Below are 22200 nucleotides of genomic sequence, written 5' to 3' on the forward strand. Positions count from 1 at the left end.
CGAGCTATGGTGTAATGCCGGCATGAAAACCGGTAATCAGTTCAACACCGTCGCGCTCGTCGGCCGCAGCAACACGCCCGGCATCGCCGAGCCGCTCGCCACGCTGGCCGGCTGCATCGCGAAGCTGGGCTTCGAGGTCGTCTTCGAAGCCGATACCGCTCGCGAAATCGGCATCGCCGGCTATCCCGCGCTGACGCCAGCCGAAATCGGCGCGCGCGCCGACGTGGCGGTCGTGCTCGGCGGCGACGGCACGATGCTCGGCATCGGCCGCCAGCTCGCGCCGTACAAGACGCCGCTGATCGGGATCAACCACGGGCGGCTCGGCTTCATCACCGACATCGCGGCAGCCGACATGCAGGCGCTCGTCCCGGTGATCCTGTCGGGCAAGTTCGAGCGCGAGGAGCGCTCGCTGCTCGAGGCCCGGATCGTGCGCGACGGCGAGCCGATTTACCATGCGCTCGCGTTCAACGACGTCGTCGTCAACCGCAGCGGCTTCTCCGGCATGGTCGAGCTGCGCGCGTCGGTCGACGGCCGCTATATGTACAACCAGCGGTCGGACGGCCTGATCGTCGCGACGCCGACCGGCTCGACCGCATACGCGCTGTCGTCGTCCGGCCCGATTCTGCATCCGCAGCTGCAGGGCATCGTGCTCGTGCCGATCGCGCCGCACGCGCTGTCGAACCGCCCGATCGTGCTGCCCGACGATTCGAAGATCGCGATCCAGATCGTCGGCGGCCGCGACGTGAACGTGAACTTCGACATGCAGTCGTTCACCGCGCTTGAGCTGAACGACACGATCGAAGTGCGCCGCTCGAAGCATACGGTGCCGTTCCTGCATCCGGTCGGCTACAGCTATTACGCGACGCTGCGCAACAAGCTGCACTGGAACGAACACGCATCGACCGAAGACGACAAGGCGTCCTGACGCACCGCCGCCCGACACCATGCTCCGCCACCTCTCGATCCGCGACTTCGTCATCGTCGCCGCACTCGATCTCGAATTCGACAGCGGCTTTACCGTCTTTTCCGGCGAAACCGGCGCCGGCAAATCGATCCTGATCGACGCACTCGCGCTGGCGCTCGGCGAGCGCGCGGACGCGAGCGTCGTGCGCACCGGCTGCAGCCGCGCCGACATCACGGCCGAGTTCACGCCGTACGACCGCGTCGCGCGCTGGCTCGACGAGCACGCGTTCGACGCCGAAGACACCGTGATGCTGCGCCGCGTGATCGACGCGAACGGCCGCTCGCGCGCGTTCATCAACGGCACCAGCGCGACGCTCGCGCAGCTGCGCGAGCTCGGCGAAATGCTCGTCGACATCCACGGCCAGCACGCGCACCAGCTGCTGATGCGGCCCGACGCGCAACGCGAGCTGTTCGATACGCACGCGGGGCTCGTCGCGGACGCGGCAAACGTCGCGCGCGCATGGCGCGTGTGGCGCGATGCGACGCAGGCGATCGACGCCGCGAAGGCGCACGAGCGGGAACTGCAGCTCGAACGCGAAAAGCTCGCATGGCAGCTCGCCGAACTCGACAAGCTCGCGCCGCAGCCGGGCGAGTGGGAAGAAGTGAGCGCCGAGCACAAGCGCCTGTCGCATTCGGCGAATCTGATCGACGGCGTGCAGGGCGCGCTCAATGCATTGTCCGAGGCCGACGACGCGATGCTCACGCAGCTCGGCGCGATCGTATCGAAGCTGCGCAGCCTCGCCGACTACGACGCCGCGCTCGGCGATGCGCTCGCGTCGCTCGAACCGGCCGAGATCCAGTTGCAGGAAGCCGTCTACTCGCTGTCGCACTACGCGCAGCGCCTCGATCTCGACCCCGACCGGCTCGCCCAGGTCGAAATGCGTCTGGACGCGCTGCATTCCACCGCCCGCAAGTTCCGGCTGCCGCCCGACACGCTGCACGAGGAGCACGCGGCACGCCGCGCGCAGCTCGCCGCTCTCGATGCCGCCGCGGATCTCGGCGCGCTCGAGGCCGCGCAAGCGAAGGCATGGGAAGCGTATCTGGCCGACGCGAAGCGGCTGTCGAAGGCCCGCGCGCAGGCGGCCAAGGCGCTGGGTACGGCGGTCACCGCCGGCATGCAGGAACTGTCGATGGCGGGCGGAAGCTTCGAGGTTGCGCTCGTGCCGCTGCCCGACGGCGGCCCGCACGGGCTCGAGCAGGTCGAGTTCCGCGTCGCCGGCCACGCCGGCGTGCCGCTGCGGCCGCTCGCGAAGGTCGCGTCGGGCGGCGAACTGGCGCGAATCAGCCTCGCGCTCGCGGTGATCGCGAGCGCGGCGAGCCCGACGCCGACGCTGATTTTCGACGAAGTCGACACGGGGATCGGCGGCGGCGTCGCCGAGGTGGTCGGCCGCCTGCTGCACCAGCTCGGGCGCGACCGCCAGGTGCTGTGCGTGACGCACCTGCCGCAGGTCGCCGCGCGCGGCGATCATCATTTCCAGGTCGCCAAGGGCACCGACGATCAGGGCGGCACGGTATCCACCGTCGTTTCGCTGGACAAGGCAAGCCGGATCGAGGAAGTCGCGCGGATGCTCGGCGGGCTCGAGATCACCGCGACGACGCGCAAGCACGCGAAGGAGATGCTGGCGGCGTAACGCCGCGCGCCACGTCAGCCGCGGCGCGATGCGAGCGCCGCCCGCCGCTGCGGACCGCGCCGGTCCGGCCGATATCCGGCGCCCCCGCTCGCTCGTCGCTCAGGCGTCCGTTTCGACCGCGCCGAACACCCGCGTCCACAGCGCGATGACGGCTGCGCGCTCGTCGGCGACCACGGCCGGATCGACGCGCGCCTTCTCCATCCCGTCGAGCCGCAGCTTGTGCTGCAACTTGCGGTACGTGCGGTACGCGGCGCCGACGCGCTCGGCTTCGTCCGCGCCCATCAGCCCGAAGCGCGCGACTTCGCGCAGCAGCGCGATGTTGCCGGTATTGCGGATCAGTTCGGGATCGCTCGACGCGTGCAGCAGCACCCAGTACTGGACGATGAACTCGATGTCGACCATTCCGCCGCGGTCGTGCTTCAGGTCGAACAGCTCCGTATGATTCGGATGGCCGGCAAACACCTTGCCGCGCATGTCGACGATCTCCTTCGCAAGCACCGCGGCATCGCGCGGCGTCGTCAGCACCTGTCGCCGGATCGCCTCGAATTCGGCGCCGATCTGCGGATCGCCCGCGCTGTAGCGCGCACGCGTCAGCGCCTGGTGCTCCCACACCCACGCGGTATTTGCCGCGTCGCCCTCGCGCAGCTGATAGCGGCGGAACGCATCGAGATCGGTGACGAGCAGGCCGGCCTCGCCATTCGGCCGCAGCCGCAGGTCGATGTCGAACAGCGTGCCCGCGCCGGTCGCGGTCGTCAGCCACGTGATGAGCCGCCGCGTGAACGTCGTGTAGACGTCCGCCGAGCGCTCGTCCGGATCGTCGTACAGGAAGATCAGATCCAGGTCCGACGCGTAGCCGAGCTCCTTGCCGCCGAGCTTGCCGTACGCGATCACCGCGAATTTCGGCACGTCGCGATGGCGCTTCCCCAGCTGCGACCACACGACCTCGATCGTCACGTCGAGCACCGCGTCGGCGAGTTCGGACAGCCGGTCGCTCACGTGCTCGACCGACAGCTGTCCCGCAAGGTCGATCAGCAGGATGCGGAACACCTCGGCGTGCTGCGCGTGCCGCAGCAGGTCCATCTGCTGCTCCGGCCCGTCGGCGGCCGCGAGGCGCGCGCGCAGCGCGTCCTTGAACGCGGGCCAGTCGAACGGGCTCGCGATCGCCTCGTCGTCGAGCAGTTCGTCGAGCAGCTGCGGATGGCGGATCAGATAGCCGCCGCCCCAGCGCGTCGCGCCGAGCACCGACAGCACGCGGTCGAGCGCGGCCGGATATTCGGTGAGCAGCGCGAGATAGACGCCGCGCCGGCTGACCGTCTCGAGCAGATCGAACAGCCGTACGATCGTGTCGTCGCGGCGCGCGGCATCGATGCGCGGCGCGGCCTCGAGCGCGCGCTGCGCGACGCTGTCGAAGCGCTGCCGGCTCTTTTCCGGCAATCCCGTGTAGCGCGTCGACTGCCAGACCGCGCGCAGCCGCGCGAGCACGGCCGCCGGATCGGCGAAGCCGAGCGCATCGAGACGCGCGGCGAGCGCGTCGTCCTCGCCGTCGTCGGCGAGCGCGCCGCTCCAGATCCACGCGGCCGCCGTATCGTCGCTCGTCGCGCACGGGCCGCCGTTCGCCTTGTCGGCGAAGATCTGGTCGAACTGCGCCTCGACGAAGGTCCGGTGGCCGTCGAGCACCGTCATCAGCGCCGCATAGTCGGCAAAGCCGAGCGACGCGGCAAGCGCCGCGCGCTCGGCGGGCTCGACCGGCATCGCGTGCGTCTGCGCATCGTCGCGGTACTGGAGCCGATGCTCGAGCGTGCGCAGGAACTGGTAAGCGTCGGTCAGACGCGCGCGCACGTCGTCGCCGATCAGCCCGCGCGCGTGCGCATGACGCAGCACCGCGAGCGTCGGCCGCACGCGGAACCCCGCATCCTGGCCGCCGCGGATCAGCTGGAACACCTGCGCGCTGAATTCGATCTCGCGAATCCCGCCGCGGCCGAGCTTGATGTCGTCGGCCTTGTCGGGCCGCATCGACGCGCGGCGCGCGGCCTCCTGCCGGATCTGCTGGTGCAGCGAACGGATCGCGCCGATCACGCCGAAGTCCAGATAGCGGCGATAGACGAACGGCTTGACGATCGATTCGAGCTGCGCGGCGAGCCGCCGCGCCGCGTCGCTGTCGCCTTCGGACACGAGCCGCCCCTTGATCCATGCATAGCGCTCCCACTCGCGCCCCTGCACATAGAAATATTCCTCGAGCATCCCGAGGCTGCATACGAGCGGCCCCGAATCGCCGTTCGGGCGCAGCCGCATGTCGACGCGAAACACGTAGCCGTCGGCCGTCACTTCGGACAGCACGCCGATCAGCCGCCGGCCGAGCCGCGTGAAGTATTCCTGCGTGGACAGCGGCGAGCGCGTGCCGCCGGTCGTCTCGCCGTCGTCCTCGTACACGAAGATCAGATCGATGTCCGACGACACGTTCAGCTCGCGGCCGCCGAGCTTGCCCATGCCGACCACACCGAGCACGACGCGCTGGCCGTCGGCGCCGCGCGGCTCGCCGTACATCGCTTCGAGCTCGGCCGACAGCAGCGCGAGCGAACGCTGCACGGCGACCTCGGCGAGATCGGTCATCGCGCCCGTCACCTCGGCGACGCTTGCGAGCCCGCGCAGATCGCGCTCGGCGACCGCGCCGAACACCTCGACGCGCAACTGCCGCAGCGCACGCTTCAGTTGCTCGTCGGACGGCGCGGCCGCGGCGTCCGGCATCGCGAGCAGTTCGGTCAGGCGCGCGTCGAGCTGCGCACGCGACAGCGGCGCGGCGGCCCACGCGGCGATCCGTTCGGCGAGCGCCGGGCGCGCGGCAGCCGCGCGAGCGATGTAGCGGGAATAGGACGTGCTGAGCAGGGCGGAAGCGTCGGTCATCGAGAAGCGGGCCTGGCGATAAGGCGCGGCCGACACCGGCACGCATGCGCGCCCCGCTGCCGGCCGGCGCCGTGAACTTCGCGGGGCGCCGCAGTGCACCGGATGTGCCGGACGCACCGCGGCGCTCCGCGCCGGGAAGCCCGTGCCGTCTGCCGCAACGGCCGTCGGCACGGACCCGTGTGATACATTTCAACGTCAGTCTGCAAAACTACCATATCGCCGCCCGTCCGCCGCATGTCCGACCGTCAGGAATCCGCCGTAGCTGCGCCCGAAGCGGGACCTCCGAAGCACGATCATCCGGTCCTGCGTCGCGTGTTCAAGGTGACGCTGGCGGTCGGAATCGGCGCGTACTTCGTCGCATCCGGCGCGTTCCTCGGGCTGCGCTACGTGTTGCTGCCGCGCATCGACGAATTCCGGCCGCGCATCGAGCGGACCGTGTCCGACAAGCTGCACGCGCAGCTCTCGATCGGCAAGCTGTCTCCGCACTGGTCCGGCATGCAGCCGGGCGTCGAAGTCGAGAACCTGACGATTCGCGGCCGCGACGGCCAAATCGCGCTGTCGGTGCCGCACGCGACGGCCGCGCTGTCGTGGATCTCGCTGCTGCGGCTGTCGCCCGCGCTGTCGAGCCTGATCGTCGATCGGCCCGACCTCGTCGTCGCGCGCGCGGCGGACGGCTCGCTCAGCATCGCGGGCGTCGGCGTGCCGACCACCCGCGGCGGCAACGACACGTTCAGCACGTGGCTGCTCAAGCAGGAAGCGATCGTGCTGCGCAGCGGCACGCTGCGCTGGCGCGATGCGCAGCACGACGCGCCCGAACTCGCGCTGTCCGGCATCCGGCTCGCCGTGCTCAACGACGGCCGTACGCACAAGGCCGCACTGCAGGCGCCCGCGAACGGCACGCTGCTGCTCGGCCCGCTCGACTTCCGCGCACGCTTCACGCACCGCCCGCTCGCGCCGATCGGCAAGCCGTCGAACTGGACCGGCGACGCGTATCTGTCGACCGGCCCGGTCGACCTGCAGACGCTGTCGCGCTACATCGACATGCCGCTCACGATCCACGCGGGCCGGATCGACAACGCGATCTGGGCGACCTTTCATGACGGCCATCTGCGCTCGGCGGGCGGCGACCTGCAGGGCGCGGACGTCGCGCTGCGCGTGCGGCCGACGCAGCCGCAGCTCGACGTGCCGACCGTCGGCTTCGGCTGGGACATGGCGCTGAATGCCGGTCGCGACTACACGCTGCATCTGACGCGCTTCAACGCGGAACTCGGCCAGCCGCCGCTGCCGGACGGCACGCCGGTCGCGCGCTCGCTCGCGCTGTCGACGCTGACCGCCCGCTACCGCGTGCCGACCGCCGATCAGGGGCAGTTGCTGAGCGTCGTCGGCGACCGCGTCGATCTCGGGATCCTCAGCGAATTCATCCGCGGTCTGCCGCTGCCGGCGCGCCTGCGCAACGAGCTGCTCAAGATCGACCCGCGCGGGATGGTGTCGAACTATCACATCGAGGTCGAACGCGCGAAGCCGGCACGCGCCGATCTCGCCGACGAGGAGCGACGCACGGGCACCGCGCCGATCGTGCGCTACCGGTTCCTCGGCGACCTGCAGGGCATCAGCTTCGCCGCGCAGGAGCCGCCGCCGGGGCTGTCGCCGCGCGGCCACCCGCGCGCAGGCTGGCCCGGCATCGAGAATCTGTGGGGGCGAGTCGACGCGACCGAGACCGGCGGCACCGCGCAGTTCGACACGGTCGACGCGGCCGTCACCGTACCGGGCGAATTCGACGAGCCGCGGCTGACGTTCGACCGGCTGCGCGGCAATGCGAAATGGACGATCACGCCCGCGCCCGGCGACAAGCACGCGCGCATCGACGTGACGGTGCCCGATCTGCTGGTCGCGAACGCCGACGCCGAGATCGCGGTATCGGGCACCTATACGAACCCCGGCCACGGGCGCGGCTCGCTCGACCTGCGCGCCGACTTCGCGCGCGCATCGGTCGCGCGCATTCCGCGCTACCTGCCGACCGGGATGCCCGAACGCCTGCGGCAGTATCTCGACCATGCGCTGCAGGGCGGCAACGTGACGAAGGGCGCGTCGATCGTCGCGCGCGGCCCGCTCGACAAGTTCCCGTTCGAACACGAGCCGGACGCCGGCGTGTTCCATATCGTCGCGCCGTTTACCGGCGGCCGTTTCGAGCCGACGCCGTATCCGCCGCGCAAGCTCGCGAACGGCACGCCGAGCGTATGGCCGGCGTTCGACGGCATCGACGGCGTGTTCGAGCTCGCGCAGAACAAGCTGCGCTTCGACATCGCGCGCGCGCACTACAAGCGCGTTGCGCTGACGAACGTCGTCGGCCGGATCGACGATCTCGGCCACCCGATCGATTCGCCGCTCGTGATCGAAGGTCGCGCGAACGGCCCGCTCGCGGATCTGCTCGACTACGCGGACAACAGCGCGCTCGGCACGATGAGCGACCACGTCGCGCAGCGAATCGACGCCGCCGGCCCCGCATCGCTGTCGCTGAAGCTGACGATTCCGCAGCGCATCGCGCACAAGCACACCGCGATCGAAGGCGCGCTCGCGTTCGGCGGCAACACGCTGTCGGCCGACGGCGTGCCGCCGTTGTCCGCGCTGCGCGGCAGCGTCCGGTTCACCGAGTCGGGCGCGTCGCTGCACGACCTGTCCGCGCGCTTTCTCGGCGGGCCGGTGCATGCGAACGGCAGCTTCCGGTCGCACGGCCCGTACGCGGTCGACGTCGACGGCCGGCTCGCGCTCGACGCCGCGCGCGGCCTGAACCTGCGCGGCGCCGCTGCGGCGCTGCTCGAACACGTGGTCGGCGACGCGCCGTACAAAGTCGCGGTGCGCGGCGCGCCGGGCCGGCTGCCGGACGTCACCGCGCACGCCGACCTGACGGACGTCGCGCTGAACTTCCCGGCGCCGTTCGCGAAACCGGCCGGCACGCCGATGCCGTTCAGCTTCACGCTGCAGCCGGCGCCGCAGGCGGGCGGCAAGCGTCTCGAGCACGCGGATCTGACGCTCGGGCCGGTGTCCGCGTCGTACCTGCTCGACGCGACGCGCGGCGAACCGTTGCGCGCGGTGCGCGGCGCGCTGGGCATTCACCGGATGCCCGACATGCCGCAGGAAGGCGTGAGCGCGGCGGTCGACGTCGACGAACTCGACGCCGACGCGTGGCTCGCGCTCGCCCGCACGCTACAGACCGACACGCCGCGCGCGCCGCAGACCGATACGCCGCGCGTCGACGTCGCAAGCTTTGCACCGAAGCGTTTCGCGCTCCATTTCGGCACGCTGAAGCTGCTGACGCGCAACTGGGAAAACGTGATCGTCGGCGCGTCGCACGTCGACGATCTGTGGCAGGCCAACATCGCGTCGAACCAGGTATCCGGCTACCTGTCGTGGGCGCCGGGCGGCGGCCACAACGGCGCCAGCGTGCTGAACGCACGGCTCGCGAAACTGGTGATTCCGCAAAGCGCGCAGCACGATCTCGTCGGTCGCGCGATGAACCTGCCGACGCCGACCGACCGCCCGATGCCGTCGGTCGACGTGATCGTCGATCAGGTCGTCGCGCGCAATCACGACATCGGCCGCCTCACCGTGAATGCACGCAACATCGACGAAGACGGCACGCCCGTCTGGCAGCTCGACAAGCTCGAGCTGTCGAACCCGGCCGCGAAGCTGACGGCGACCGGCAACTGGCGCACGTCGCGCCGCGCGCTTGCCCGCGGCGTCGACGAAAACGACGCGCCGCGCCGCAGCGTGTTCGACTTCAAGCTCGACATCGACGATGCGGGCGCGCTGCTCGATCGCGTCGGCCTGCCGCGCACGCTCGCGAACGGGCACGGCACGGTGACCGGCAAGGTCGGCTGGCGCGGCGGGCCGACCGCGCTGCACTTCCCGTCGCTCGGCGGGCAAGTCGCGCTCGATCTGGAGCACGGCCAGATCCTGAAGGTCGATCCGGGTGCCGCAAAACTGCTCGGCGTGCTGAGCCTGCAAAGCCTCGCGCGCTTCCTGACGCTGAATTTCCGCGACGTGGTCGGCAAGGGGCTGCCGTTCGACAAGATCACCGGCACCGGCCGGATTTCCAACGGAATCGTGCGCACCGACGACTTCCAGATGACGACCGCGCCGGCGAACGTCACGGTGCGCGGCGCGATCGATCTGGGCGCCGAGACGCAGGATCTGCACGCGCACGTCGCGCCGAAGGTCGGCGCGGGCGCGGCGGCGATCGCGGCGGCCGTCGTCAATCCGCTGCTCGGGATCGGCGTGCTCGCGGCCGACTTCGCGCTGTCGCAGACGCTCCAGCGCACGTTCGCGCTGGACTACGCAATCACCGGCTCGTGGGCGCATCCGCACATCGAGCGGGTGCGGGGCGATCAGGGTAAGATGAACCACGGTCCGGCCGACGCGGCAAGCCATTGATCCGCGCCGCCGGGCCGCACCCCACTTATGAAGCAACCGATCCTGCGATGACCGACCACCCCCTTTCCGCCACGCCGTTTCGGGTCGCCGCGCTGCAGATGGTGAGCACGCCGGACGTCGCGCGCAACCTGGCCGACGCGCGCCGCCTGATCGCGGAAGCGGCCGGCGAAGGCGCGCAGCTCGTGCTGCTGCCCGAATACTTCTGCTTCATGGGCCACCGCGACACCGACAAGCTCGCGCTGGCCGAGCCCTATCAGGACGGACCGATCCAGCGCTTCCTCGCGGATGCCGCGCGCCGCCACGGCGTGTGGGTGATCGGCGGCACGCTGCCGCTGAAGGCGCCCGAGCCCGACCGCGTACTGAACACGACGCTCGTGTTCGACCCGTCCGGCAACGAGGCGGCCCGCTACGACAAGATTCACCTGTTCAACTTCGAGAAAGGCGACGAATCGTTCGACGAGGCGCGCACGATCCGCGCCGGCGACACGGTCGTCGCGTTCGACGCGCCGTTCGGCCGGGTCGGCCTGTCGGTCTGTTACGATCTGCGCTTTCCGGAGCTGTATCGCAGGATGGGCGATTGCGCGCTGATCGTCGTGCCGTCGGCGTTTACGCATACGACGGGCCGCGCGCACTGGGAAACGCTGCTGCGCGCGCGGGCCGTCGAGAACCAGTGCTACGTGCTGGCGGCCGCACAGGGCGGCAAGCACGAGAACGGCCGGCGCACGTGGGGCCACAGCATGCTGATCGATCCGTGGGGCGAGATCGTCGCCGTGCGCGACGTCGGCGCGAGCGTCGTGCTCGGCGCGATCGATTCGCAGCGCATCGCCGACGTGCGCCAGAGCCTGCCCGCGTGGCGGCACCGTGTGCTGACCTGAACCGGCCGCGCCGCTTGAACCGACGCGCGGCCGACCCATCTGCGAACAAGCCCCGACAACTTTTTGAGAACCCCGATAACCGCATGAACATCATCGAACCCGGCATCCGCAACCTCGCGCTGGCGAAGGACATCCTGCTCACGCCGTACGGCCTCGACGAAAGCCTGCTCACGCGCACGATCGCCGACATCTTCACGCATCGCGTCGATTACGCGGACCTGTACTTCCAGGCGACCCGCAGCGAAGCGTGGAGCCTCGAGGAAGGCATCGTGAAGTCGGGCAGCTTCAGCATCGACCAGGGCGTCGGCGTGCGCGCGGTCGCGGGCGACCGCACCGCGTTCGCCTACTCGGACGACCTGTCGCCGGAGGCGATCGCGCAGGCGGCCGCGGCGACGAAGGCGATCGCGGCGGCCGGCGGCGGCCGGCAGAAGGTGAAGGCGGCGACGTCGCTGAAGGGGATCGCGGGCCGCGATCTGTATCTGCCGTCCGATCCGCTCGCGTCGCTCGACGCGACCGCCAAGGTCAAGCTGCTCGAGCGCATCGAGCAGATGGCGCGCAGCCGCGACCCGCGCATCACGCAGGTGATGGCGGGGCTCGCCGGCGAATACGACGTCGTGCTGGTCGCGCGCAGCGACGGCGCGCTCGCCGCCGACATCCGCCCGCTCGTGCGCGTGTCGGTCACCGTGATCGCCGAGCAGAACGGCCGTCGCGAGATCGGCTCCGGCGGCGGCGGCGGCCGCTTCGACTACGGCTACTTCACCGACGACGTGCTGTCGCGCTACGTCGACGATGCGGTGCATGCGGCGCTCGTGAACCTCGACGCCCGTCCCGCGCCGGCCGGCGCGATGACCGTCGTGCTTGGGCCGGGCTGGCCGGGCGTGCTGCTGCACGAGGCGATCGGCCACGGCCTCGAGGGCGATTTCAACCGCAAGGGCTCGTCGGCATTCGCCGGCCGGATCGGCGAGCAGGTCGCGGCGAAGGGCGTGACCGTCGTCGACGACGGCACGCTGCCGAACCGCCGCGGTTCGCTGAACATCGACGACGAAGGCAACCCGACGCAGTGCACGACGCTGATCGAGGACGGCATCCTGAAGGGCTACATCCAGGACACGCTGAACGCGCGGCTGATGAAGATGCCGGTCACCGGCAACGCGCGCCGCGAGTCGTACGCGGCGCTGCCGATGCCGCGCATGACGAACACGTACATGCTGAACGGCGACAAGGACCCGCAGGAAATCATCGCGTCGGTGAAGAACGGCCTTTACGCGGTGAACTTCGGCGGCGGCCAGGTCGACATCACGAACGGCAAGTTCGTGTTCTCAGCGTCCGAGGCGTACATGATCGAGAACGGCAAGGTCACCTACCCGGTGAAGGGCGCGACGCTGATCGGCAGCGGCCCGGAATCGCTGAAGTACGTGAGCATGATCGGCAACGACATGTCGCTCGACACCGGCGTCGGCGTGTGCGGCAAGGAAGGCCAGAGCGTGCCGGTCGGCGTCGGCCAGCCGACGCTGCGCATCGACAAGATGACGGTCGGCGGTACGGCATAACCGCATCGCCGCGCAGACAATCCGCGCATTTTGGCAAAAGCGCGCGGATTGTCCGCATTTTCGAGCGCCCCCGGTTGTCAGCCGTGCGGCGACGCGGTATAAACTCCGAATCGACTTTTTCGACGAACCGAATCTCCGTCATGTCCGCCAAGTTTTACTTTTACTTTTTTTGGTATCTCAGACCGCTGGCGGATCGAGAGGGTTGATGGCGCGCAAAGCGCAACCGAAATTCCCGAAAAAACCGCCGGCGAACCCGGCGGTTTTTTTTCGCCCTTCGCCTGCCGGTCGTCGCCGCAGCCGCTCCGCGGCACACGACCGAAGCACTGAATCGCTTGAATTGATGAATCTGCCGCACGCATCGACCGAACGGCGCACGGAACAACCAGGAGAAAAAGCATGCCCCCGCACAATACCGACGATGTCCGCATCCGCGAGCTGAAGGAGCTGACGCCGCCCGCCCACCTGATCCGCGAATTCGCGTGCTCGGAAGCGGCGTCGGAACTGATCTACAACGCGCGGCAGGCGATGCACCGGATCCTGCACGGAATGGACGACCGGCTGATCGTCGTGATCGGGCCGTGCTCGATCCATGACACGAAGGCGGCGCTCGAATACGCGGGCCGGCTCGTGAAGGAGCGCGAGCGCTTCAACGGCGAGCTGGAAATCGTGATGCGCGTGTACTTCGAGAAGCCGCGCACGACGGTCGGCTGGAAGGGCCTGATCAACGACCCTCATCTCGACAACAGCTTCAAGATCAACGAAGGGCTGCGTACCGCGCGCGAACTGCTGCTGCAGATCAACGAGATGGGGCTGCCGGCCGCGACCGAGTACCTCGACATGATCAGCCCGCAGTACATCGCGGACCTGATCTCGTGGGGCGCGATCGGCGCGCGCACGACCGAGTCGCAGGTGCATCGCGAGCTCGCGTCCGGGCTGTCGTGCCCGGTCGGGTTCAAGAACGGCACCGACGGCAACGTGAAGATCGCGGTCGATGCGATCAAGGCCGCGTCGCAGCCGCACCATTTCCTGTCGGTGACGAAGGGCGGTCATTCGGCGATCGTATCGACGGCCGGCAACGAGGACTGCCACGTGATCCTGCGCGGCGGCAAGACGCCGAACTACGACGCCGACAGCGTGAATGCCGCGTGCGCGGACATCGGCAAGGCCGGCCTCGCCGCGCGTCTGATGATCGATGCGAGCCACGCGAACAGCTCGAAAAAGCACGAGAACCAGATTCCGGTGTGCGCGGACATCGGCGCGCAGATCGCGGCCGGCGACGAGCGCATCGTCGGCGTGATGATCGAGTCGCACCTCGTCGAGGGCCGCCAGGACCTGAAGGAAGGCTGCGCGCTGACGTACGGACAGAGCATCACCGACGCGTGCATCAACTGGGACGACAGCGTGAAGGTGCTCGAAGGCCTCGCGGAATCGGTGAAGGCACGGCGCGTCGCGCGCGGCAGCGGGAACTGAATCCGCGCCGGCGGCAGCGACAGCGATCGAACGCCGCCGCGCACGATCGCACGCAGCAAAAAGCCCGGCTTGCGCCGGGCTTTTTGCTTGATCGGCCGAACAAGACCGTGCGGCCGCGCGTCAGTCGAGTGCGCCCGAACCGAAGATCTCGGTATTCACGCGCTCCGGCGCGACGCCGAGCGCGACGAGCGCATCGCGTTGCGCGTTCATGAACGCGATCGGGCCGCAGATGTAGTAATCGGCGTCCGGCACCAGCGCGTATTGCTGCACGCGCTCGGGCGTCAGGCGGCCTTCCAGGTCATGATCGACGCCGACGCGATCGTTCGCGCCGACGAGTTCATACAGCACCGTGCGCTTCACGTTCGCATGCTCGCGCACCGTGTCGTTCAGCCAGTCGCGGAATGCGTGCACCGCGCCCGAACGGCACGCGTGGATGAACCGCACATCGCGCCCGCTGCGTTCGGCGACCAGCGTCGACGCCATCGACATCATCGGCGTGATGCCGACGCCGCCCGAGATCAGCACGACCGGCGTATCGGCATGGCGCTTCAGCGTGAAGACGCCCATCGGCGCGGTCACCTCGACGATCGCGCCCTCTTCGACGCCGTCGTGCATCAGCGTCGACACCTTGCCGGCCGGGATGTGCTCCGGCCTGCCGGCCTCGCGCTTGACCGAGATACGCAGCCACTTGCCGTTCGGCGCATCGGACAAGCTGTACTGGCGCGGCTGATCGACGCCCAGTTCGCCGACGAAACGCTTCACCGAGATGTACTGGCCGGGTTCGAACATCGGCGCGGCGCCGCCGTCGGCAGGCGTCAGATAGAACGACGTGATCTCGTCGCTTTCGCGCACCTTGCGGGCGACCTTGAACGGACGGAAGCCGCTCCATGCCGCGCCGGCGTACAGGTTCGCTTCCGCGCCGATCAGAATCTGCGCGAGCTGGCCGTATGCGACCCGCCACGCTTCGAGCGTCTGCGCGTCGACCGCGTCGCCGAGCACCTCGACGATCGACGCGAGCAGGTTCTCGCCGACGATCGGATAGTGCTCCGGGCGGATGTTCAGGCTCGCGTGCTTGTGCGAGATCCGCGACACCGCACCGCCGAGCGCGCCGAGATTGTCGATGTTCGCCGCATACGCGTAGACGGCCTTCGCGAGCGTTTCGGGCTGGCTGCCGGTCTTCTGATGCGTCTGGTTGAACAGATTCTTCAGTTCCGGATGGCGCGCGAACATGCGCTGATAGAAGTGCTTCGTGATCGTCGCGCCGTGCTCGGCAAGCACGGGCGCGGTAGCCTTTACACGGGCCATCTGGTCAGCAGTCATCTCGGTCATGTTCGTTCTCCGTTAAACATGCTCATAAGATACATCTTTGCGCGAGCGGCCTCTCGGACAAATTGTCGCAGCGCGGAAAAGCGACACGCGCGCCGCTTACCGCACGCGGCCACGCTCCCAGAGAACGTCCGCGCCGCCGCCGGCGCGGTTGAGCACGCGAGCGAGCACGAACAGCAGATCCGACAGCCGGTTCACGTACCGCCGCGGTGCGTCGTTGAGCGCGTCGTGCCGGCCCAGCGCAACGATCGAGCGCTCCGCGCGGCGGCATACCGTCCGGCAGACGTGCGCGAGCGACGCGGCGCGCGACCCGGCAGGCAGGATGAATTCCTTCAGCGGCGGCAGCGTCGCGTTGTAGTCGGCCAGCCATCGGTCGAGGCGTGCGAGATGCGTATCGTCGAGCACCGTGTGGCCGGGAATGCACAGCTCGCCGCCGAGATCGAACAGGTCGTGCTGGATCGTGACGAGCGCCGTGCGGACGTCGTCGGGCAGCGTCTCGGCGAGCAGCACGCCGAGGTTGGAATTCAGCTCGTCGACGTCGCCGATCGCGGCGATCCGCGCGTCGTCCTTGCCGACGCGCCGTCCGTCGCCGAGGCCGGTGGTGCCGTCGTCGCCGGTGCGAGTGGCGATCTTGCTCAAGCGGTTGCCCATGCGAATGTCCTTTGGTGCGCGCTCGCTGCGGCGCGGTGATGTCCGATCGCGATTATCGCACCCGGCGGCAAGGGCCCCGGCGGGCGTTCCAGCGTAGAATGAGCCGACGCCGCGCAGGCGGTACGCGCGCTTCCGGCGGTCGTGTTGCGGCCACCTCGACGAACGCCGCGCGCCGACGATTGCGGCCCGCCGCGGCGCACAGCGCCGAAGCGGGCGCGAACGTGCGAGCCGAGGAATCGAGAGTCGTGCGCAGGTCGCGCCGCATGCGCAGAAGCGATAACTGCAAACGAACGCTTTGCGTCGGGTCGCAGTCGGCGTAAAAGCGCCCGCTGCAGCGGATCACGTTGCGCGGGCCGCAGAAGCGCCAAAGCACCAACTGCGGGCGACCGCTTTGCACAGGATCGCAGCAACCGCCAAAGCACCAACTGCGGTCGACCGCTTTGCATGGGACCGCAGCAACCGCTGAAGCACCAACTGCGATCGACCGCTTTGCATGGGACCGCAGCAACCGCCAAAGCGCCAACTGCGATCGACCGCTTTGCATGGGACCGCAGTAAGCGCTGAAGCGCTAACTGCGGTCGACAAAGGAGACACAATTGAATCACCCCGCCCAACCGGCCGCCACGCGCCGCCCTCTTCCCCCCGCAATGCTCGACGCGCTGCGCGCCAGGTTCGGCGAGCGCGTGTCCACCGCCGACGCCGTTCGCGCCCATCACGGCCGGGACGAATCGCCGTTCGATCCGCAACTGCCCGACGCCGTCGTGTTCGCCCGCAGCGCGGACGACGTGCGCGAAGTCGTGTCGCTGTGCGCGCTCTACAGCGTGCCGCTGATTCCGTACGGCGCCGGATCGTCGCTCGAAGGCCACCTGCTCGCGGTGCGCGGCGGCGTGTCGCTCGACCTGTCCGAAATGAACCGCGTGCTGTCGATCAACGCGGAAGACCTCACCGTCACGGTCGAACCCGGCATCACGCGCAAGGCGCTCAACGACGCGCTGCGCGACACCGGCCTGTTCTTCCCGATCGATCCGGGCGCCGACGCGAGCATCGGCGGGATGACCGCGACCCGCGCGTCGGGCACCAACGCGGTGCGCTACGGCACGATGCGCGAGAACGTGCTCGGGCTGACCGCCGTGCTCGCCGACGGCCGCGTCGTGAAGACCGGCTCGCGCGCCCGCAAGTCGTCGGCCGGCTACGATCTCACGCGCCTGTTCGTCGGCTCCGAAGGCACGCTCGGCGTGATCACCGAGATCACGCTGCGCCTGCACCCGCTGCCGGAAGCCGTGTCGGCCGCGATCTGCACGTTCCCGACGATGAGCGACGCGGTGCGCACCGTGATCGAAACGATCCAGATCGGCGTGCCGATCGCGCGCGTCGAATTCGTCGACTCGCTTGCCGTGCGGTCGATCAACCGCCACTCGAACCTGACGCTCGCCGAAGCGCCGACGCTGTTCTTCGAATTCCACGGCACCGAAGCGGGCGTAAAGGAACAGGCGGAGCTCGTGCAGGCGCTCGCGGGCCAGAACCGCGGCCAGGGCTTCGAATGGGCGACGCGCCCCGAGGATCGCAGCCGGCTGTGGGCGGCCCGCCACAACGCGTACTTCGCGATGCTGCAGCTCAAGCCCGGCTGCCGCGCGGTGACGACCGACGTCTGCGTGCCGATTTCGCAGCTCGCCGCGTGCGTCGAGGAGACCGAGGCCGACCTGCGCGCGTCGTCGCTGCCGTGCCCGGTCGTCGGCCACGTCGGCGACGGCAATTTCCACGTCGCGATCCTGATCGACCCCGACAAGCCCGACGAGATCGACGAGGCCGAGCGCATCAACGACCGGATCGTCGAGCGCGCGCTGCGCCTCGGCGGCACGTGCACCGGCGAACACGGCGTCGGACTGCACAAGATGCGCTTCTTGCCGAAGGAGCACGGCGACAACGCGATCGACACGATGCGTGCGATCAAGCTCGCGCTGGATCCGCGCAACCTGATGAATCCCGGCAAGATTTTCACGTGCTGACACGACGGCGCGACACGCGCGTCCCGCAGGAGACCCCATGAACGCTCCCGTCGAAGTCGAATTGTCCGATGCGGCGCGCGCGCAGCGCCAGCGCGAGGTCGTGCAGGCGCTGATGGCCGTGCTGCCGACGCACTGCCTGCTGTACCGCGACGAAGACACGGCGCCGTACGAGTGCGACGGCCTGTCCGCATATCGGCGCCTGCCGCTCGCGGTCGCGCTGCCCGAAACCGAATCGCAGGTCCAGCGCATCGTGCAGATCTGCCGCCGCATGGAAGTGCCGATCGTGCCGCGCGGCGCGGGCACGAGCCTGTCGGGCGGCGCGCTGCCGATCGCGCTCGGCGTCGTGCTGTCGCTCGCGCGCTTCACGCGCGTCGTCGAAGTCGACCCGTACGCGCGCACGGCGACCGTGCAGCCGGGCGTGCGCAATCTCGCGATCTCGGAAGCCGCCGCGCCGTACGGTCTGTACTACGCGCCCGACCCGTCGTCGCAGATCGCGTGCACGATCGGCGGCAACGTCGCGGAGAATTCCGGCGGCGTCCACTGCCTGAAATACGGGCTGACCGTGCACAACGTGATGCGCGTGCGCGCGGTGACGATCGAAGGCGAGATCGTCGAGTTCGGCTCGCTCGGGCTCGACGCGCCGGGCCTCGACCTGCTCGCGGTGCTGATCGGCAGCGAAGGGATGTTCGCGATCGTCACCGAAGTCACGGTGAAGCTGATCCCGAAGCCGCAGACGGCCCAGCTCGTGATGGCGAGCTTCGACGACGTCGTGAAGGGCGGCGAGGCGGTCGCGGCGATCATCGCGTCGGGCATCATCCCGGCCGGGCTCGAAATGATGGACAAGCCGGCCACGCAGGCGGTCGAAGCGTTCACGCACGCGGGCTACGACCTCGACGCGAAGGCGATCCTGCTGTGCGAATCGGACGGCACGCCGGAAGAAGTGGCCGAGGAGATCGTGCGGATGACCGCGGTGCTGCGCGAGCACGGCGCGACGCGCATCCAGGTGTCGCGCAACGAGAGCGAGCGGCTGCGCTTCTGGTCAGGCCGCAAGAACGCGTTCCCGGCCGCCGGACGCATTTCGCCGGACTATTACTGCATGGACGGCACCGTGCCGCGCCGCGCGATCGGCCCGCTGCTCGCGCGCATCGAGCAGCTCGAGACGCGCTACGGGCTGCGCTGCATCAACGTGTTCCACGCCGGCGACGGCAACATGCATCCGCTGATCCTCTACAACGCGAACGACCCGGACGAGCTGCACCGCGCCGAGCAGTTCGGCGCCGAAATCCTCGAATGCTGCGTCGAATTCGGCGGCAGCGTGACGGGCGAGCACGGTGTCGGCATCGAAAAGCTGAACGCGATGTGCGTGCAGTTCTCGCCGCAGGAGCGCGACACGTTCTTCGCGGTCAAGCGCGCGTTCGATCCGCCGGGGCTGCTGAACCCCGACAAGGGGATTCCGACTCGCGCGCGCTGTGCCGAATACGGCCGTCAGCACGTGCGCGGCGGGCTGCTGCCGCACCCCGATTTGCCGCGGTTCTAGCGCCGCGCCGCACGCGCGAACCGTTCGGCCGGCGGCGCTCGCGCGTCGCGCGGCACGGCCGTCCGCGCGCCACGGCACGCACGCCGCCGACCGGCCGCCATGCGGCTTAGGGATAGTCGCGATGTGGATTGGCGTCACGCCGGTACAATCGGTCGAACAACAAGACGAGGCAGCAACGGAACATGGAAGAGGACGACATCGTCGCCGGCTGGGCCGAGCGCATCCGCGCGGCCAGCGCCGACGGCCGGCCGCTGCGGATTCGCGGCGGCGGCACCAAGGACTGGTACGGCCAGGCGCTCGACGGCGAGATACTCGACACGCGCGCGTTTCAGGGCGTCGTATCGTACGATCCGGCCGAGCTCGTCGTCACGGTGCGGGCGGGCACGCCGCTCGCGCAGCTGGAGGCCGCGCTGGCCGAGTGCGGCCAGATGCTGCCGTTCGAGCCGCCGCACTTCGGCCGCTCGGCCACGGTCGGCGGCTGCATCGCGGCCGGCCTCGCCGGCCCGCGCCGCGCGACCTGCGGTGCACCGCGCGACTTCGTACTGGGCGTCACGCTGATGAACGGCCGCGGCGAAACGCTGCGCTTCGGCGGCCAGGTCGTGAAGAACGTCGCCGGCTACGACGTGTCGCGCCTGATGGCCGGCGCGCTCGGCACGCTCGGGCTGATGCTGGAGCTGTCGATCAAGGTGCTGCCGGTGCCGGTCGCCGAAGTCACGCTGAAGTTCGAGATGAGCGCGACCGACGCCGTGCGCAAGCTCAACGAATGGGGCGGCCATCCGCTGCCGATCAGCGGCAGCGCGTGGCGCAACGGCACGCTCGTGCTGCGCCTGTCCGGCGCCGAAGCCGCGGTGAAATCGGCGAAGACGCTGCTCGGCGGCGAAGTCGTCGACGCAGTCGAAGCCGAACGCTTCTGGGCCGGGCTGCGCGAGCACACCGACCCGTTCTTCAACGGCATCCCGCCCGGCTACGCGCTGTGGCGCCTGTCGCTGCCGTCGATCACCGAACCGATGCATCTGGCCGGCACGCAGTTGATGGAATGGGGCGGCGCACAGCGCTGGTGGATCACCGACGCCGACGCGCAAACCGTGCGAATGAGCGCGAAGCAGGCCGGCGGCCACGCGACGCTGTTCCGCGCCGGCGATTCGTACGATCGCAGCGCGGGCGTATTCACGCCGCTTCCCGCGCCGCTGATGAAAATCCACCGCGGGCTGAAGAGCGCATTCGATCCGGCGCGGATCTTCAACCGCGGCCGGCTCTACCCCGATCTTTAGGGCCTGCTACATATGGAACGCACATGCGAATGCCCGAAACCGCTCGTAGCGCGAGAAGCGAGGAGCGCCGTTTGGCCACGCCGAACGGGCGACGAGCGACGCCGCCTTGCGGGCGATTTCGGGCATTTCGGTGACATGGTTTTTTTAATTTGGGGTTGCCAGGAGAACGGCCGCTCGCCGCGTCGCGCTCCTTGCGAATACGTCAGTATTCGCGGCGTCACGAGCGTCACGTGCGGCCGTTCTCGTGGCAGCAACGCGTGCGCGTTCCACATGTAAACAGGCCTCGAGCTCGATGCAAACGAACCTCGCCGATTTCATCCGCAACACGCCCGACGGCGACGAAGCCGACGCGATCCTGCGCAAGTGCGTGCATTGCGGGTTCTGCACCGCGACGTGCCCGACCTACCAGCTGCTCGGCGACGAACTCGACGGTCCGCGCGGGCGCATCTACCTGATCAAGCAGATGGTCGAAGGCGCGAGCGTCACGCGCAGCACGCAGCAGCACCTCGACCGCTGCCTCACGTGCCGCAGCTGCGAGACGACGTGTCCGTCGGGCGTCCAGTACGGCCGGCTCGTCGAGATCGGCCGCAAGCACGTCGAGGCGCGCGTGCAGCGTCCCGCGCAGCAGCGGCTGATGCGGCGTGTGCTCGCGAGCGTCGTGCCCAATGCAGCGCTGTTCTCGCCGTTGATGCGGCTCGGCCAGCACGTGCGGCCGCTGCTGCCGAAACGGCTGCGCGACAAGGTGCCGCCGCGCACGCGGCTGCTCGAATGGCCGCACCGCACGCATCCGCGCAAGATGCTGATGCTCGGCGGCTGCGTGCAGCCGTCGATGCTGCCGAACATCAACATCGCGACCGCGCGCGTGCTCGACGCACTCGGCATCGAGACCGTCGTCGCGCCCGACGCCGGCTGCTGCGGCGCGATCCGTCTGCATCTGAACTATCACGACGAAGCGCTCGACGACGCGCGCCGCAACATCGACGCGTGGTGGCCGCACGTCGAACAGGGCGCGGAGGCGATCGTGATGAACGCGTCGGGCTGCGGCGCGACGGTGCTCGAATACGCGCATCTGCTGCGCGACGATCCGGCCTATGCGGAGAAGGCGCAGCGCATCGTCGCGCTGACGCGCGACATCTCCGACGTGCTGCTCGCGTTCGAGGCCGAACTCGCGACGCTCGCGCGGCGCCGCGCGGTCCACACCGTCGCATACCACCCGCCGTGCACGCTGCAGCACGGCCAGCAGTCGCGCGGCAAGGTCGAGCGCCTGCTCGAAACGCTCGGCATCGACGTGCGGCTGCCGGGCGACAGTCATCTGTGCTGCGGGTCGGCCGGCACCTATTCGCTGACGCAGCCGTCGCTGTCGTACCGGCTGCGCAAGCAGAAGCTGCTGAAGCTGCAGGCGATCGAGCCGCAGATGATCGTGTCCGGCAACGTCGGCTGCATCGCGCATCTGCAAAGCGGCACGCAGATCCCGGTCGTGCACTGGGTCCAGCTCGTCGAACACCTGCTGTACGGCTGATATGACTCCCGCTGTCAATCGGGATTGGTGTTCGGGTTTTCCACGCGTTATTGTTCAAATTTCCTGAGG

At 69.1% G+C, this 22200-nt stretch carries 13 protein-coding genes; 10 read left to right on the forward strand and 3 right to left on the reverse strand.

Annotation, left to right across the window (positions count from 1 at the left end; all coding sequences use genetic code 11):
- Window positions 1-22 precede the first annotated feature (22 nt).
- On the forward strand, window positions 23-925 hold the full coding sequence (locus tag BUB20358_RS03660; RefSeq protein WP_035973007.1) for an NAD kinase: 903 nt from the start codon (window positions 23-25) through the stop codon (window positions 923-925).
- Window positions 926-944: 19 nt separating this feature from the next.
- Window positions 945-2594: a DNA repair protein RecN gene (recN, locus tag BUB20358_RS03665; RefSeq protein ID WP_006765106.1), complete on the forward strand. Its 1650-nt coding sequence runs from the start codon at window positions 945-947 to the stop codon at window positions 2592-2594.
- Between the two features lie 99 nt (window positions 2595-2693).
- On the opposite strand, the gene glnE is transcribed toward recN, so the two are convergent.
- Window positions 2694-5495 carry a bifunctional [glutamate--ammonia ligase]-adenylyl-L-tyrosine phosphorylase/[glutamate--ammonia-ligase] adenylyltransferase gene (gene glnE, locus BUB20358_RS03670; RefSeq protein WP_035973009.1) on the reverse strand — a complete coding sequence of 934 codons (2802 nt, stop codon included), beginning with the start codon at window positions 5493-5495 and terminating at the stop codon, window positions 2694-2696.
- Between the two features lie 234 nt (window positions 5496-5729).
- Here glnE and BUB20358_RS03675 point away from each other — a divergent pair, with 234 nt between their 5' ends.
- The 4 genes from BUB20358_RS03675 (at window position 5730) to aroG (ending at window position 13821) form a co-directional block, all read left to right on the forward strand.
- Window positions 5730-9926, forward strand: coding sequence for a YhdP family phospholipid transporter (locus tag BUB20358_RS03675; RefSeq protein ID WP_006765108.1), 4197 nt, complete (start codon window positions 5730-5732; stop codon window positions 9924-9926).
- A gap of 47 nt (window positions 9927-9973) precedes the next feature.
- Entirely contained in the window at window positions 9974-10801 is an 828-nt protein-coding gene (locus BUB20358_RS03680) for a carbon-nitrogen hydrolase family protein (protein ID WP_006765109.1), read from the forward strand.
- Between the two features lie 83 nt (window positions 10802-10884).
- Window positions 10885-12351 (forward strand): metalloprotease TldD, encoded by a 1467-nt coding sequence (gene tldD / locus BUB20358_RS03685; RefSeq protein ID WP_035973011.1) that lies wholly within the window; start codon window positions 10885-10887, stop codon window positions 12349-12351.
- A 396-nt stretch (window positions 12352-12747) separates the two neighbouring features.
- The gene (aroG, locus tag BUB20358_RS03690; protein ID WP_006765112.1) at window positions 12748-13821 is read left to right on the forward strand and encodes a 3-deoxy-7-phosphoheptulonate synthase AroG; all 1074 of its coding nucleotides are present in this window, start codon (window positions 12748-12750) and stop codon (window positions 13819-13821) included.
- Window positions 13822-13941: 120 nt separating this feature from the next.
- Here the strand turns inward: aroG and hmpA are convergent, their stop codons facing one another.
- Both hmpA and BUB20358_RS03700 read right to left on the reverse strand, forming a co-directional pair.
- Window positions 13942-15150 carry an NO-inducible flavohemoprotein gene (gene hmpA, locus BUB20358_RS03695; protein ID WP_006765113.1) on the reverse strand — a complete coding sequence of 403 codons (1209 nt, stop codon included), beginning with the start codon at window positions 15148-15150 and terminating at the stop codon, window positions 13942-13944.
- A 96-nt stretch (window positions 15151-15246) separates the two neighbouring features.
- Window positions 15247-15798 (reverse strand): cob(I)yrinic acid a,c-diamide adenosyltransferase, encoded by a 552-nt coding sequence (locus BUB20358_RS03700; protein ID WP_006765114.1) that lies wholly within the window; start codon window positions 15796-15798, stop codon window positions 15247-15249.
- Window positions 15799-16394: 596 nt separating this feature from the next.
- On the opposite strand from BUB20358_RS03700, the gene BUB20358_RS03705 reads away from it, so the two are divergent.
- The 4 genes from BUB20358_RS03705 (at window position 16395) to glcF (ending at window position 22131) form a co-directional block, all read left to right on the forward strand.
- Entirely contained in the window at window positions 16395-17804 is a 1410-nt protein-coding gene (locus BUB20358_RS03705; protein WP_035973013.1) for an FAD-binding oxidoreductase, read from the forward strand.
- Window positions 17805-17841: 37 nt separating this feature from the next.
- Entirely contained in the window at window positions 17842-19341 is a 1500-nt protein-coding gene (locus BUB20358_RS03710) for an FAD-linked oxidase C-terminal domain-containing protein (protein WP_035973015.1), read from the forward strand.
- Window positions 19342-19523: 182 nt separating this feature from the next.
- Window positions 19524-20612, forward strand: coding sequence for a glycolate oxidase subunit GlcE (gene glcE, locus BUB20358_RS03715; RefSeq protein WP_006765116.1), 1089 nt, complete (start codon window positions 19524-19526; stop codon window positions 20610-20612).
- Window positions 20613-20904: 292 nt separating this feature from the next.
- Window positions 20905-22131: a glycolate oxidase subunit GlcF gene (gene glcF / locus BUB20358_RS03720; protein ID WP_035973017.1), complete on the forward strand. Its 1227-nt coding sequence runs from the start codon at window positions 20905-20907 to the stop codon at window positions 22129-22131.
- Window positions 22132-22200 lie beyond the last annotated feature (69 nt).

This window comes from Burkholderia dolosa (assembly GCF_902499135.1).
Classification (GTDB): Bacteria; Pseudomonadota; Gammaproteobacteria; order Burkholderiales; family Burkholderiaceae; genus Burkholderia; species Burkholderia dolosa.